Here is a 13,596-nt window from a genome sequence, read left to right as displayed (position 1 = left end):
AAATGTAACAGAAAGAAAAGGGGTTGGATGTTCATTGAATTTAAAAATGCAACGAAGTACGTTTTTATATAAAATCGTTAATCCAGATAGGTATGGCTTTATAACACATTTAGGAATACTGTTAGTTTCCATTTATCTTCTTTCTCAATCGTTAGCTACATTTGAACCATCATATAAAACAATTTTTCTAATCATTGGGTGTAGTGTTATCTTCCTTCTAATAGCATCTTATAGTTTGAAGTGGGACACATTTTTCGGAAAAATGAAGACGGTTTCGATTGTGTATAGCCTATTAATGACAGCCGTTTTTCTCACATATGGTTTGAGTAGCTTAATTGTTACTCTTGATAACAAAGGGTTAGAGACGATCCTAAACGAGAACATGGAACTTGCCAAGCTTCTCTATTTTTCTGTGTGTTATGCTCAACCCATTATCTTGCCAGTTCCTGAAATCGTAACTGTCGTAGCAGGAAGTGCTACTCTAGGCCCTTTTACCGCTTTTATCTTAGGATTTATAGGCGCTGTGTTAGGGATTCTAACGATGTTTTATTTATCTCGAACTTTTGGAATGAAGATGGTGCAACGATTAGTAAATGAAAAACAATTAGATCAATATCATCGTTTTGTTAAGAAGAATGAAACATGGATTTTGATTTTGTTGTTCATTGTTCCTGTGTTGCCAGATGAAATCATTTGTGTTGGAGCAGGAGTGAGTGGTGTTAAAACAAGACGCTTTATAATGATTGCTATATTAGCCAAGCTAGTTACTACATTCTCGTTGGCTTATTCTTTGGGGTTGACGGAGTTATTCTGAAATTTATACATCTATAGTGCTTTTCTTAAATAAAGGCCGATTCACATAAAAGAATCGGCCATTATTTCTATCAAGTTATATTATGTCTTTGGAAAAGTAAATCCTTCACCAAACACATCTCTTACATCATGAACCACAACAAATGCTTTTTCATCAACGCGTTGAATCATCTTCTTTAATAAGAATAGCTCTTGTTTGTTGATCACGACGTATAATATATCTTTTGCTTCCTTCGAATAATGTCCTCTTGCATTAATAAGGGTAACGCCACGGTCCATCTCATCGCTTACTTTTTTTGCGATTTCGTCAGTATTATTCGATATAATCGTAACAGCTTTTCTTGTATCGAACCCGTCAATCAGGTAATCCAAAATCTTAGTGCTAATATAAATGGATATTCCCGTGTACATCGTGTTTTCAATCCCAATAACAAAGGCGGAACCCCCAACGACAAGAATATCGAAAACAAACATCGTCGTACTAACACCCCAGCCAAAATGCTGATTCAGCATTCGTGCAATGATGGTTGAGCCTCCAGTTGTACCACCTGATCGTAAGACAAGGCCTAATCCGATACCGATGAAAACTCCGGCAAAAACAGTTCCTAACATAATATCAACTGGTTTTCCTAGACCTTCTGTTAAATGAATAAAGAGAGAAGTAAAGAAGATGGCGATCATCGTATACCAAGTCACTCGTTTATTTAATACTTTATAACCAATGGCTAGAAGTAAACCGTTCATAACAAAGTTTGTTAGTCCCGGTGACCAACCTAGTACATAATAAAGAGTCATTGAAATCCCGGTAACGCCGCCTTCACCAAGTTCGTTTGGAATGGCGAACCAATTTACCCCAAGTGCAAAGAATAAGGATCCAATAATAATTAATGTAATTTCTTTTCCTGTGTGGTTCATCATATCACTCCGTTCAAGCTAAATACCTTGGATAATATATCACAGAGAAATAGTTTGAACAAGATTGTTCTACAATTTTGTTCGAAATTATATGAACTATGTTAGAATGAGGGAAAAGAACAATTAGGCAGGTAATATAAATGCGTAAAGAAACAGTTGAACAAAGAGTTTATCATTTAATCAAAAACGCCATTTTAAATAGACAGATTGCACCAGGTAACCAGTTGTTTGAAAGTGCCATTGCACAAAAGGTTAATGCGAGCAGAACACCAATCAGAAGTGCCATCATGAAGCTAGAATCAGAAGGACTAGTGAATGTTATTCCGAATAAAGGAGCATTCATCGTCCAGCCTACGATTGAAGAGATGGTTCAAGCCTTTGAGATGAGAAAGACGTTAGAGGAAATGGCCATTAAGACTGGTTTCTCCAATCTTGGAACGGAAGAAGTCAAAGAACTCAAACAACTCCTTAATGAAATGAAGAGTGCATATAAGGAACGCAGTATCGTACCTTACCAAGAGAAAAATAATGAATTTCATCTCGTAATCGCTAAAGCTAGTGGAAACAGCTATTTAATTCAATTTATGAAGAAAATTTTGAGTCAGATTACTACTTATATGGTTCTATATGATGTTTTTAATGGAAACTCTAACAATGAAGAGTTAGACATTCTTGAACACGAACAAATGATACAATATATTGAAAATGGAGAAGAAGAAAACATACGCTCCTTAATTCTTAAACATCTAGATGCAAGTTTAACAAAGCTTCAGCAAGATAAATTAAATTATCAGTCTTTAACAACTTTGTTTTAATACAGGCGATTTGTCAAAGAATAAAGGGGATTTTGTATGGATCAAACACGTTTGCCAGGAAAGATTATTATTCTAAATGGTACACCACGATCAGGTAAATCAAGCATCGCCTCTGTCATTCAAAACAATTTTGAAGGAGTATGGATGAACATAGGCGTAGACCGAATCATGGATATGACACCAGAGAGGTTTCAACCAAGTATAGGTTTACGACCAGGGGGCGAGCGGCCAGATTTAGAGCCGTTCATACAAAAGGTGTATGTTGCCATGTACAATTCCATTTTGGCTTTCAGTCGTGAGGGTTTAAATGTCATCGTTGATGTGGGCCACCATGAAGGGTATTCGGTAAAGCTTAAAATTCTTCAACAAGCTGCTCATATTCTTAGTGGCATGCCAGCATGGTTGATTGGTGTACGGTGTCCGATCGAAACTGTCATGAAGCGGAGAATAGAGAGTTGGAAAATAGGCTACACATCAGAAGGTGAGGTTCCAACACCTGTAGCACTTTGGCAGAAACTTGTTCATGAACCGGGTATATACGATTTAGAAGTGGACACCTCAATACTTACATCAGAAGAATGTGCAGAGCAAATTCGTGAAAGAGTATACAGAGGATCAAAACCTAAAGTCCTCCAAAACATACAGAATCTCACTTGAGCTTTAAAAATAGTTAATCATTTTTGATTTTCGAACACATGATTTATAATAGTCACCATAATAACTTGTGAAAATCTGAGGGATGTACAATTGAAAATGAAAGATAACAAATCCAAATATTACGCGAAAATTTCATTAGGAATCATGGGTGGAGGTTTTTTGGCTACCTTTCCTTTTCAAGATTCTATAGCGGGACAAGTTCTACAAGGAGGATTTGAAGCAGGCTTAGTTGGCGGTTTGGCAGATTGGTTTGCAGTTACTGCACTATTTCGTCATCCTCTAGGACTTCCAATACCTCATACTGCGCTGCTTCCGAAAAATCGCAATCGCATGCTCAAGGCTATCATTAATATGCTAGAGAACGATTGGTTAACGAAAGAGAGTATTCAAAATAAAATTAAAGATATGAATATATCTGCAAAAGCAGTAGAAGAGTTAGAACAAAGGTTAGATTCATCTTCCTTTCATAAAGGGGTACAGTCTTTAGTCATTCATCTCCTAAACGAAATAGATCCAGAAAAACTTTCACCAGTTTTAGAGAAAGAATTAAAAGGTTATCTACAAAGTGTAGAAATTGAGCCTGTCCTAGACAAAATGGTGAACGAAGTGCTTAAAAGAGAGTTGGATGAAAAAGCATTGGATTATGTGTTGGTTGAAACTGAAAAATGGTTGAGGAAAGAAGATACCAAAAACAAGATAGGAACACTAGCCAAACAATTGCTTGATAACACGAAGGCAGATGGCTTTATGAAGATGGCCATTCAATCTTTTAGTCAAATGATTAATGCCGAGAAGTTAGGGAACATGTTGCAACCTTTCTTCCTTAAAAGAATTGTTCTTCTTCAAGAGGCAAATAATCCGTATCGAAAAGCGGTTCTTGATAAAATTCACAGTGAGATTAAGAATGTGAAGGAGCGAAGAGAATTAATAGCAGAACTTGGAGAGTGGAAGAACACCATTGTAGAAGAGTGGAATCCGACAGATCAGTTAAGTTCTATACTAGTTAAAACAAAAGAAAAATTTATTAAACTGGCTGAAGATGAAGATTGGATTAATCGTCATATCATCACGATTTTGAAGAATCAAATTCAAGCTCTAAAAGAAGATTCAAGCAGAATGATGAAAATCGAAGGCTGGATTCAAAACCAACTTTCGCTCATGGTGGAGAAGTATCATGCGAAGATCGGACAACTAGTTAAAGAAAACCTTGAAAAATTGGATAATGAGACTTTGATCAACATTATTGAGAACAATGTTGGAAAAGATTTGCAATGGATCAGGGTGAACGGGGCAATCTGTGGATTCTTAATTGGAATTGTTTTAACTTCTTTTAAAATGGTCGTTTAACTTTTCCAACATATGAACAAAAAGAAGGCCGAACTAATAATATTAGTTCGGTCTTTTCTTAAGCTTACGTGCATTTAACATAAAGATTTATCCGATACGGGCGAAGAAAGCCTGATTAATGTTGAAGGTTGTCCAAATGTCATAGAATCATCTATAAAACGTTCTAAAGACTCTACGGAATGGGTAACAATTTTAATGAGGTAGTTATATTGTCCTGCTAATCGGTGGCATTCGATTACATCAGGATGGTCTTTGCAGAATTCAACAAAAGGTTTGCATTTCGTATTGTCGTACAAGATGAATGCCATGATGGGTTTATTCATTTTTTCTGGATTAATTATTGCCTTATATCCCTCAATAATTTGTTTATCCTCAAGTTTCTTAACACGTTCGTGAACGGCAGGATTGGAAAGACCCACTTTCTTACCTAATGCTGTTATGGATAAGCGAGCATCTTGCTGCAAATGTAAAAGGATCTCTTTATCAATTTCGTCCATACTTATTTCCTCTCGACTTTAAATATTCAGGTATAATTCATCTTTTTCCGAGAGTTTTAATAAAAATCATTGGAAATAGCGTGATTATTCCATGTAAAAGCATTTCTGGAAAAAATATAATATATCTAGGAAGTAATTACAACAAAAAGGGGTTATAAACAATATGTTAGAGATGAGAAAGCAATGTGAAAAATGTTCTGTAGAGCTTCATGACAAGGCGGATGCATACATATGTGTTCATGAATGTACGTATTGTGAAACTTGCACTTCAGATATGAATCATGTTTGCATGAACTGTAACGGTGAACTAGTAATGCGCCCAAAACCAGGGGCGAAGATTATAAGTTGCTCATTAAGTAAATAAGACTAGGGAAGTCGCATTTTAGCTTATCAATAAAAAATATTACTAGAATGGGTTTAATAGGTTACGAGTTTGGTAATAATACTAATAACAATAAACTCATTTTAGGAGGAACTAAAATGCTAACAACAACTGTAAACTTGACTGAATATGCTGGGAACAAGGATTTTGACTTAAATGGTTACATATCTCAATTAATTTCTACACCTTCACAAAAGAAATAACAAATGGCAGCCTATAAGGCTGTTTTTTTGTTTTTGTTTGATAATCTGCAAATTCCATAAAACTGTTAGACTTTTGTTCCTTTGATTGACACTGTATGAAAACCCCTAGAATCAGGACCTCTTACTAACGAAACATCATTAAATCCAGTTTCCATCATGAATGGCATTACTTGATTCTCGGAAACTTCTTGTACACTTTTCCACGTTTTATCATCTTTACCATTGGAAAAAGTAATAACCACCATTCCACCAGGCTTAAGAACGCGATAGATTTCTGAAACGATTATATCTATCTCATCCCAAAAATAGACCGTCTGAATACTGAACACCTTGTTGAACATTTTGTCAGGAAACGGAAGAGCATTAAAATTCGCTTGAATCAGTTTGGTTCTCTCTTTATTAACTGTCTTTTTGTTGCGAGTGGTAGCCGAACGAATGGCTGTCGCAGAAAAATCAATACCGACAATTTCCTGTACAAGATATCTTTCAGAAATTATTTGTATCGCATAGCCTGCCCCACAACCAAGCTCTAAGACATGATCTTGATCTTGCAGTTCTAATAAATCGATGGTCCAATCTGTTTCAGGTTTGTGTTGTCTGACCATTTTTTCTACAATATATGTACCGATCAATCCTTTTGGCGTTTGATAGTTCTGATTTACATACTCTTTTATGGAAGTAAGGAATTTCATAATTTTCTCCTTTGAAATAAAAAGCTTGTACGTATACTTATTCGCTTTATTCTAAGGTACCCCTTCCTCTATAAAATTTTATGCATATAAAAATAAAATACCAGGAATCAGTTCATAACATTGTAAGGACAGGTACCTGGTATGCATATGGATTTTTATATAGTGCTAACAATTTCACAAGATGTAATATTCAAAGTCCAGCCACCGCTAATACTACCTGTATCAATAAAAAAATAATCTTGGACGAAAAGACTCCATAAACCATTAGGAAGTGTATCATTAAAAACGGACAGTTGAGTTCCATAAGGTGGAGTCGGGGCAGGTGAACTGTATGTGCGTGCACAAAAAATACTTGGCTGATAGGTACCAGAAACGATTGGTGTCGGGACTTGATTAGGAGCACTATCATCAAAAGTAAGGTTTGCGTTTACAGCATTTATGCTACCACCCGCACAACTCATTAGTTCAACGGTTTGTCCTTGAGGACCAACAAGCAAGAATCCAACATCTTCTGGAAAAGTATGGCTAAAGCCATTTGTAGTTGCGGTTACTTTACCAATTCTTCCTGTTAGTCCGGTTACATTGATTTGAGAAGGATATGGAACTCCTGTTGATAAATCGGGAATTGCAATAGGTGTTGTATTAGTAAAAGTCGTTGTTCGTTCAACGCAAGGAGGAACAATCCCAATAGAACATATACAATCGCAATCAAGTAGAATAGGTGAACCATTAAGTAAACCGATTAAACAATGACCATTGAATCTAACAAATGATATTCGTAGGGTCTCAGAAGCACCATTCAGTAAAACTTGAAGAATTGTACCAGCGCGTAAAAAACGAAATGTATGGCAAACGCAATTTGTGTTAATTTTAAATTACCTCCAATAAAATTAAGGATAAGCTATTGTATGTTGTACAATGAAAAAATGTGAGGGAATTGAAAGGATTGAGACAATTGGAGAATAAACAATTTAAAATCATACCTTATATACCTGAATACGCAGAACAAACCGTTAAAATGTGGCGGGATAGTAAACTCAAAGCCATAGGCATAAGGGAAATTCATAGTTTTGAAACTCATATCTATTTTCTGAATAACATCTTAATGAAAGAATTTATCGTTGAGTTAGCGATCGTTAATGAAAAGGTTGCTGGAATGATCGCTTATCATCAATCAGAAATAAGCCAGCTGTATGTACATAACCATTTTCAACAATTTGGGATTGGTAAAACATTGCTACAACGAGCAAAGGGAACATCTACCGGAAGGCTTATACTTCGCACATTTGAGGTGAACAAGAAAGCGCAACGTTTCTATGAAAAGAATGGGTTTACGGTTATTGGAAGAGGACATGAGAATGAAGAGAATTTACCTGACCTTCTATACGAGTGGAAAGCAAAAGCATAAGTGGTTTAGGAAGATGCATCTACATTTGGCCAATCGACTTACCACACAAAATAACTACTCACGGAGTGCACTTCTAAAAATTAGAAGTGCGCTTTTCTTTATGACCAATTGGAAGAAGGAGGGATTCGAGATGTAGATTTAGAATTAATCCATATACTCATGTCCAACCAATGAGGAGAAAAGGATATGTTCAATAAATTTAATTTTGATACCATTTATGATAAACAGAATGCGATAACACCTTTAGTCGTGATGATGTGTGGCGTAGCCGGTTCCGGGAAAACTACTTTTTCACAACAGTTAGAGAAGAAGGGTTTTGTTCGTCTTTCAATTGATGAAGAAATATGGTCTACCCATGGTCGTTGGGGCATTGATTTTCCAATGGGAAAATTCGAGGAATACAGAAGAGAAGCAGAAAATAAATTACGACAGCAACTCATTCAATTAATACACGGTAAACAACAAGTGGTTATCGATTTTAGCTTTTGGGACCGATCAAGAAGGATTCAATATAAAAAGCTAATTGAAGAAGCTGGAGGTAAATGGATGTTGATCTATTTAAAGGTTCAGCCAGATGAGTTACGAAAGCGGCTAAAGTTACGGAACAAACGCTTTGATGCGAATTCTTTTCCGATTTCAGAGGAACTATTGGCTTCTTACCTTAATGGATTTGAAGTTCCAAAAGATGAAGGGGAAATCGTAGTTGAAAATTAATTCATACATTTAGAAGGGAAAGTTCATATGTTATCGACTCATTGTTATACCTATAAAACTAAAGGTGAAAGAAAAGTAACAGTAAGAGAGGCTTCCATAGAAGATGCTGAGAAGATGTTAGTGGCTGCTCCAAAAGCATTGGTGGACGCTCCTTACATGTTAACTACTATAGAGGATCTTGAAAAGTTAAGCCTAGAAAATATTAAAAAGGAGTTAGAATACTACTCCACAAACCCAAATAATCTCAAACTAGTAGCTGAATATGAGAATGAGATTGCAGGTGTGATTGATTTTAAAAACGGAAATAAGGAGAAAATCGCCCATCAAGGTTCTTTTGCGATGACTGTGTTACCCCAATTTCGAAATCTAGGGGTTGGAAGAGCACTGTTAGAATCGCTGATTTCTTGGGCTAGAAACAACAAAACAATCGAAAAGATTTGTCTGGAAGTTATGGAAGACAACCAAGGTGCCATACACTTATATAAATCACTGAATTTTGTTGAAGAAGGAAGAAAAGCAAAAGCGGTTAAAATGGACGACCAATATCAAGATTTAATCCTGATGGCTTTATTTGTTTAATCCAAAAACTGATTTTTACATCGAACTGCCTAACAAGGATAAAGATTTGTAAATAACTATATAAAAAGGACAAGTAAGAGAGTATCATCTCAACTTGTCCTATTTTGGATTATCTTAGCTAAAATTTATATAGTTTTCATTACTCGTTTTCTTTTATTGAAAGTCACAATCTCTGAATAACCTGAATTTTTTAAGGTCTTTAAGTTGTCTGGTACGTGCTTCCCTAAATCATCTGGAAAATGAGCATCAGATGATAAAGTAAATAGGACGCCTTTATCAACAAGAACCGATAGGAATTGTGGACTTGGACACATCTCTTTTACCGGATAGCGATAAAAGAGACCTGCATTGATCTCGGTTGCTGTGTCTGTTTCAACTAAAGCATCGGCAATTTGATGATAAAAAGGCATTAGCTTCTTTTCATCTGGGCGATGGTTAAAGACCTTAAGATTATCAAGATGCGCTACAAAGTCAAAGAGGTTACTCTTTATCGCCATTTCAACTACTCCAAAGAACTCTTCATACGTTTTGAGTAGGTCTAAACTCTTGAATCGGTCTTGTGTTTCAGGGTTGTCAAAACCCCATCCGTTCAAGAAATGGACCGATCCGATCACATAATCCCACTCTACCAGTGATAATAGTTCTCTGAGCTCATCCTCACATCCAGGGAAATAATCACTTTCTATACCCAATCGGAGGATAACGCCTTTTTGTTCCCATCGTTTCTTTGCCTGATTAATAGCTGTAACAAACTCGTAGATGGATTCTGTCATAACCTGGTCAAGCCACTTTTGTTGAAGAGCTCCGATCTCCGGAGAAGTTACATCCATATATTTTTCGTAATAAGTCCTGGTTTCACGGAACCGATAAAGGTGGTCGACGATTCCCACTTCTTTGATTCCCTTATTAAGAGCTTCTTCTAAATAGAGATCGAGCCATTCTTCTGAATAACATCCTTTATTTAATCTGTTATTGATTCTAGATTCCGCTTTTTTTAACCACTCAATCGTATGTGGTTTTTCTTGTAATGGATGAAAGTGATCTAATGAAAGGTTAGTTCGGTCTAGCCATCGAAAGGAATATGGCCCTTCTTCTAGATGTAAATGATAATCAACTTTCAATAGATGCCGCCTCCTTTGCTACAATCCAATCTATCCCTGTCTCTTCAATGTAATGATCCCAGCCTTCAATAGAGGGAACATCCGTAATGATATGTTGAAACCGCTCAATGGGTGCAATTACTGAAAAGGAATGTCTGTTAAACTTTGAATGATCGGCTAACAAATAACTGCTTTGAGCAATCTCAATCATCTTTTTTGATATAAGAGCTTCCTCGTTATCATAATCCGTTACAACATCCATAGAAACTCCACCACATGAAAGATAAGCTTTATCGACCCTATATTGTTCTAGAAAAGCAATAGCCATAGAACCTGAAACGGATTGTTGCGCAGCGTTCAATGTTCCACCGATTAAGATCACACTGCCTTCAAACCTTTTAGTAAAAAGGGAGTTATTTAAGACGTGAGCGGCTGCCATCGAATTGGTCAATACGGTAAGTTGTTTCACACCCTTGATGCCTTTTGCTAGTTCTAGGGTAGTAGTTCCGCCATCAAGGACGATAGTTTCGCCATCATTAATGGTGGAAGCTGCTTTTTGACCGATTTTCTTTTTTTCATGAGCGCTTGTGTTCTGTCTTTTTGTAAAAGGTGGTTCATAATGCATGCTAGCAGATTTAACCGCTCCTCCATGCACACGTTTCAAGATACCTTTTTGTTCTAATTCATGTAAATCTCTTCTGATCGTCTCGGGTGTTACTCCAAAATCATCCGCTAATTGAGTAACAAAAACTTTTCCGTTCGTCTCGAGTTGATTTAAGATTTCAAACCGTCTTTTCTCTGAAACGATGTTCATGTTAGTGGAATCACATCCTCTTTTGAGAGATAAAGGGTTTTAACATCACCGCTCTTCGTATACTCTTGACTTCTATGCAGATGTTCTGCAGAAAAATGTTGGGTGCCCGATCTTAACTGATACCGAACAACATTACCGAGTAACGATACTTTCTGTACTTCACCTGTAACTGTAAGGGCGTTAGCGTGAATGTTCGTTTCGGTAAATGCTTCAGGGCGAATACCAAATAGATTTCCCTGGAATCCAGCATCAAAACCTATAATCTGTTGTAGCTCGTCAGCATGCAACACGTTATAATGACCCATAAAACGTGCAACAAACTCACTGTTTGGACGTGTATATATCTCGACAGGAGAGCCACTCTGAGCGATCTCTCCATTATTCATTAAGAATATACGATCAGAAATCGCCATTGCTTCTTCTTGATCATGAGTGACGAAAACCATTGTGATTCCTAGTTTTTGTTGGATGTCTCTGATTTGATTCTGAAGTCTAGCTCGAATCTGTGCATCTAAAGCACTCAGAGGTTCATCTAATAGAAGAACTTTTGGTTCTACCACAATGGCTCTAGCCAACGCTGCCCGTTGTTGCTGTCCTCCTGATAGCTCACGTGGATAAGAACTTTCCTTTCCGTTTAAACCGACTAGGTCTATCATATTTTTCACTTTCTTTTGAATCTCGCCTTTGTTCAACTTTTTCATTTTTAAACCAAAAGCAATATTATCTTCTACGGTTAAGTTCGGAAAAAGAGCGTATGATTGAAACACCATACCTACTTCTCGGTCCTTTGGATTCATCGATATGACCTCTTTATCATCAATAACAATAGATCCATTGTCCGGATCGACTAATCCTGCAATGGAGCGGAGGAGGGTTGATTTCCCACATCCACTCGGGCCGAGGAGGGTGACGAGTTCACCTTCTTCAATGGATAAAGAGAGTTCTTTTAATACTTTTACTTCACCAAAGGCTAAAGAAAGGTTGTTGATTGTTAAAAAACTCATACGATCGGCTCCTTTTTCTTTAATTTCAAGGTTCCTCTACGACTAAATCTAACCATGATCCAACTTAGTACGAGTAACAATAAGAAATATGAGACGACAATAGCACTCGATAAATGTCCAGATTCTCTCAATCGACGGTACAAATAGATCTGAATCGTTTCAAAACTTCCACCTACTAAGATATTGGCAAGAACAAACTCACCAAACAATACTGAAAATGATAAGAGTGAACTCACCATGATACCAGGTGTTATGTTCGGTACAATCACTTTCCAAAAAGCTGTACTTCGAGATGCACCTAAAAGTTCAGCTGCTTCTACAAGTGTTTTTGCGTTTACTGTTCTTAAACTATTTCTCACACCTTGATACATAAAGGGAAGGATTAGAACAAAATAAGATCCTGCAAGAACAATAACCATTGGTATACTACTCTTTGAATAAATACTTAATAACCCAACTGCGGCTACTACTCCTGGCATAGCATAAGGAAAAAGAACGATGGTCTGTAACCATTTTTCATATTTGGGAGCATAAACCGTAATGGCGAATATAGCAGGAACCATGATTAAAATAGAAACGATCATCGTTCCTCCTGTAAGTTGGATCGTTCGCCATAGTGCGTCAATAAAACGTGGATCGTTATATAGGTCTACAAACCATTTTAGTGTTAATCCTTCTGGAAGAATCGTCTCGTTCCAAGTTGTAGATAAGGAATAAAGAAAAGTCGCTAACAATGGAATAAATAAATACAAAAACGTAATCGTTACAATGATTTTATGGGTACGCTTGTTTTCCTTCACGCTAAATCCCTCCTTACAAGACGCATAAGCCATTCATTGATCAGAAGAGCGATAATCATCGAAACTCCTAAAAATACAGCTAGCGCACTACCTAATTCAGGTTGTGCGAAAATATCACCTGATATCAAAGCTCCAATCCTTATAGGAAGGAGATTGAAATTACTCCCTACAAGAGCATAAGCAGTCGCGTATGCTCCCATCGCATTCGCAAAAAGGATACTAAAAGTCCCAGCGATTCCGGGTAAGATGAACGGAATACCGATCTTCAACCAAAATTGCAGGGGAGAAGCTCCCAATAAGGTTGCTGCTTCTTTCCACCTTTTTTCTATCCCGAGATAGATCGGGTATAAGAGCATGATAGCAAGCGGAATCTGAAAATAGATATAGATAATGACTAATCCAAACCAAGAGTATAGATTAAATCCTTGAAGAAAACCGATGCTTAGTTCGTTAAATAATATCGTAAATAATCCGCTTGTCCCTAATAGAACAATGTAAGCAAATGCCAAAGGGACTCCAGCGAAGTTTGAAGTCATATTCGCGAGTAACAACAATCGCTCTTGAACTTTTGGTGAGAACTTTGTAAACGAGTAAGCAACGAATACGGCTACTATTATCCCAATCAAACTGGCAGTGAAAGAGATCAATACCGAATTTCCTATTGCCTATAGATAAAATTTATTTGTAAAAACTTCAGTGTAGTTAAATAGAGAAAAACCGGCTTCGCCATTTTTTTTAAAGCTTGAGATGATCATCGCAATGAACGGAAGAAATAAGAAACCAATAATCAAAACAAAAAAAGGTGTTGCGGATAACCATAAAAATCCATTTGTTTTTTTCTTCATCTGTTATAACC

16 protein-coding genes and 1 pseudogene are annotated in these 13,596 nt (G+C 36.7%); 8 read left to right on the top strand and 9 right to left on the bottom strand.

The genetic code is table 11. From position 1 onward, the window contains the following. Window positions 1-34: 34 nt before the first annotated feature. Entirely contained in the window at window positions 35-814 is a 780-nt protein-coding gene (locus tag ABE65_RS12750) for a TVP38/TMEM64 family protein (protein WP_066395503.1), read from the top strand. Window positions 815-894: 80 nt separating this feature from the next. Here ABE65_RS12750 and ABE65_RS12745 read toward each other — a convergent pair whose 3' ends face one another. Beyond that, a complete protein-coding gene (locus tag ABE65_RS12745; protein WP_066395501.1) occupies window positions 895-1,728 on the bottom strand; it encodes a YitT family protein in 834 nt (277 codons plus the stop codon). A 140-nt stretch (window positions 1,729-1,868) separates the two neighbouring features. Between ABE65_RS12745 and ABE65_RS12740 the strand changes: the two genes are divergently transcribed. From ABE65_RS12740 to ABE65_RS12730, 3 genes are all read left to right on the top strand, one after another. Further along, complete coding sequence (locus ABE65_RS12740) at window positions 1,869-2,543, top strand: GntR family transcriptional regulator (RefSeq protein WP_066395497.1); 675 nt, start codon at window positions 1,869-1,871, stop codon at window positions 2,541-2,543. 36 nt (window positions 2,544-2,579) lie between these two features. Then, window positions 2,580-3,200 carry a chloramphenicol phosphotransferase CPT family protein gene (locus tag ABE65_RS12735; protein WP_066395495.1) on the top strand — a complete coding sequence of 207 codons (621 nt, stop codon included), beginning with the start codon at window positions 2,580-2,582 and terminating at the stop codon, window positions 3,198-3,200. A 96-nt stretch (window positions 3,201-3,296) separates the two neighbouring features. Further along, the gene (locus ABE65_RS12730; protein ID WP_066395492.1) at window positions 3,297-4,547 is read left to right on the top strand and encodes a DUF445 domain-containing protein; all 1,251 of its coding nucleotides are present in this window, start codon (window positions 3,297-3,299) and stop codon (window positions 4,545-4,547) included. A 74-nt stretch (window positions 4,548-4,621) separates the two neighbouring features. Here ABE65_RS12730 and ABE65_RS12725 read toward each other — a convergent pair whose 3' ends face one another. Next, complete coding sequence (locus ABE65_RS12725; RefSeq protein ID WP_066395489.1) at window positions 4,622-5,044, bottom strand: Lrp/AsnC family transcriptional regulator; 423 nt, start codon at window positions 5,042-5,044, stop codon at window positions 4,622-4,624. A gap of 163 nt (window positions 5,045-5,207) precedes the next feature. On the opposite strand from ABE65_RS12725, the gene ABE65_RS21565 reads away from it, so the two are divergent. Next, window positions 5,208-5,408 (top strand): DUF1272 domain-containing protein, encoded by a 201-nt coding sequence (locus ABE65_RS21565; protein ID WP_082861424.1) that lies wholly within the window; start codon window positions 5,208-5,210, stop codon window positions 5,406-5,408. A 286-nt stretch (window positions 5,409-5,694) separates the two neighbouring features. Here the strand turns inward: ABE65_RS21565 and ABE65_RS12720 are convergent, their stop codons facing one another. Both ABE65_RS12720 and ABE65_RS12715 read right to left on the bottom strand, forming a co-directional pair. Continuing rightward, the gene (locus ABE65_RS12720) at window positions 5,695-6,321 is read right to left on the bottom strand and encodes a class I SAM-dependent methyltransferase (RefSeq protein ID WP_066395486.1); all 627 of its coding nucleotides are present in this window, start codon (window positions 6,319-6,321) and stop codon (window positions 5,695-5,697) included. A 155-nt stretch (window positions 6,322-6,476) separates the two neighbouring features. Further along, window positions 6,477-6,818 carry a hypothetical protein gene (locus tag ABE65_RS12715; RefSeq protein ID WP_066395481.1) on the bottom strand — a complete coding sequence of 114 codons (342 nt, stop codon included), beginning with the start codon at window positions 6,816-6,818 and terminating at the stop codon, window positions 6,477-6,479. 458 nt (window positions 6,819-7,276) lie between these two features. On the opposite strand from ABE65_RS12715, the gene ABE65_RS12710 reads away from it, so the two are divergent. The 3 genes from ABE65_RS12710 to ABE65_RS12700 all read left to right on the top strand — a co-directional run bounded on the left by ABE65_RS12710 (window position 7,277) and on the right by ABE65_RS12700 (window position 9,022). Beyond that, window positions 7,277-7,729, top strand: coding sequence for a GNAT family N-acetyltransferase (locus tag ABE65_RS12710; RefSeq protein ID WP_066395477.1), 453 nt, complete (start codon window positions 7,277-7,279; stop codon window positions 7,727-7,729). A gap of 186 nt (window positions 7,730-7,915) precedes the next feature. Further along, on the top strand, window positions 7,916-8,443 hold the full coding sequence (locus ABE65_RS12705) for a P-loop nucleotide/nucleoside kinase family protein (protein WP_066395475.1): 528 nt from the start codon (window positions 7,916-7,918) through the stop codon (window positions 8,441-8,443). A gap of 114 nt (window positions 8,444-8,557) precedes the next feature. Further along, window positions 8,558-9,022 carry a GNAT family N-acetyltransferase gene (locus ABE65_RS12700; protein ID WP_066400141.1) on the top strand — a complete coding sequence of 155 codons (465 nt, stop codon included), beginning with the start codon at window positions 8,558-8,560 and terminating at the stop codon, window positions 9,020-9,022. Between the two features lie 125 nt (window positions 9,023-9,147). Here the strand turns inward: ABE65_RS12700 and ABE65_RS12695 are convergent, their stop codons facing one another. The 5 genes and pseudogenes from ABE65_RS12695 to ABE65_RS12675 form a co-directional block, all read right to left on the bottom strand. Continuing rightward, window positions 9,148-10,143: a histidinol phosphate phosphatase domain-containing protein gene (locus tag ABE65_RS12695; RefSeq protein WP_066395472.1), complete on the bottom strand. Its 996-nt coding sequence runs from the start codon at window positions 10,141-10,143 to the stop codon at window positions 9,148-9,150. After that, complete coding sequence (locus tag ABE65_RS12690; protein WP_066395469.1) at window positions 10,133-10,936, bottom strand: DeoR/GlpR family DNA-binding transcription regulator; 804 nt, start codon at window positions 10,934-10,936, stop codon at window positions 10,133-10,135. Before ABE65_RS12690 ends, ABE65_RS12695 begins: the two co-directional genes overlap by 11 nt. After that, window positions 10,933-11,940: an ABC transporter ATP-binding protein gene (locus tag ABE65_RS12685; RefSeq protein ID WP_066395466.1), complete on the bottom strand. Its 1,008-nt coding sequence runs from the start codon at window positions 11,938-11,940 to the stop codon at window positions 10,933-10,935. Before ABE65_RS12685 ends, ABE65_RS12690 begins: the two co-directional genes overlap by 4 nt. Then, window positions 11,937-12,740 carry an ABC transporter permease gene (locus ABE65_RS12680; RefSeq protein WP_231887803.1) on the bottom strand — a complete coding sequence of 268 codons (804 nt, stop codon included), beginning with the start codon at window positions 12,738-12,740 and terminating at the stop codon, window positions 11,937-11,939. The genes ABE65_RS12685 and ABE65_RS12680 overlap by 4 nt, the downstream gene beginning before the upstream one ends. Further along, window positions 12,737-13,585 (bottom strand): annotated as a pseudogene (locus ABE65_RS12675) (ABC transporter permease). The gene ABE65_RS12680 and the pseudogene ABE65_RS12675 overlap by 4 nt, the downstream one beginning before the upstream one ends. Between the last annotated feature and the right edge of the window lie 11 nt (window positions 13,586-13,596).

The sequence above is a fragment of the Fictibacillus phosphorivorans genome (genome assembly GCF_001629705.1).
In the GTDB taxonomy this organism is placed as follows: Bacteria; Bacillota; Bacilli; order Bacillales; family Fictibacillaceae; genus Fictibacillus; species Fictibacillus phosphorivorans_A.
The sequence above is the reverse complement of the archived record's forward strand: the minus strand, read 5'-3'. Positions and strand labels throughout refer to the sequence as shown.

Coding starts and splice junctions, on each gene's coding strand:
- ABE65_RS12745 (WP_066395501.1), bottom strand. CDS start 1,728: ATGAACCACACAGGAAAAGAAATTACATTAATTATTATTGGATCCTTA.
- ABE65_RS12740 (WP_066395497.1), top strand. CDS start 1,869: ATGCGTAAAGAAACAGTTGAACAAAGAGTTTATCATTTAATCAAAAAC.
- ABE65_RS12735 (WP_066395495.1), top strand. CDS start 2,580: ATGGATCAAACACGTTTGCCAGGAAAGATTATTATTCTAAATGGTACA.
- ABE65_RS12730 (WP_066395492.1), top strand. CDS start 3,297: ATGAAAGATAACAAATCCAAATATTACGCGAAAATTTCATTAGGAATC.
- ABE65_RS12725 (WP_066395489.1), bottom strand. CDS start 5,044: ATGGACGAAATTGATAAAGAGATCCTTTTACATTTGCAGCAAGATGCT.
- ABE65_RS21565 (WP_082861424.1), top strand. CDS start 5,208: ATGTTAGAGATGAGAAAGCAATGTGAAAAATGTTCTGTAGAGCTTCAT.
- ABE65_RS12720 (WP_066395486.1), bottom strand. CDS start 6,321: ATGAAATTCCTTACTTCCATAAAAGAGTATGTAAATCAGAACTATCAA.
- ABE65_RS12705 (WP_066395475.1), top strand. CDS start 7,916: ATGTTCAATAAATTTAATTTTGATACCATTTATGATAAACAGAATGCG.
- ABE65_RS12700 (WP_066400141.1), top strand. CDS start 8,558: ATGTTAGTGGCTGCTCCAAAAGCATTGGTGGACGCTCCTTACATGTTA.
- ABE65_RS12690 (WP_066395469.1), bottom strand. CDS start 10,936: ATGAACATCGTTTCAGAGAAAAGACGGTTTGAAATCTTAAATCAACTC.
- ABE65_RS12685 (WP_066395466.1), bottom strand. CDS start 11,940: ATGAGTTTTTTAACAATCAACAACCTTTCTTTAGCCTTTGGTGAAGTA.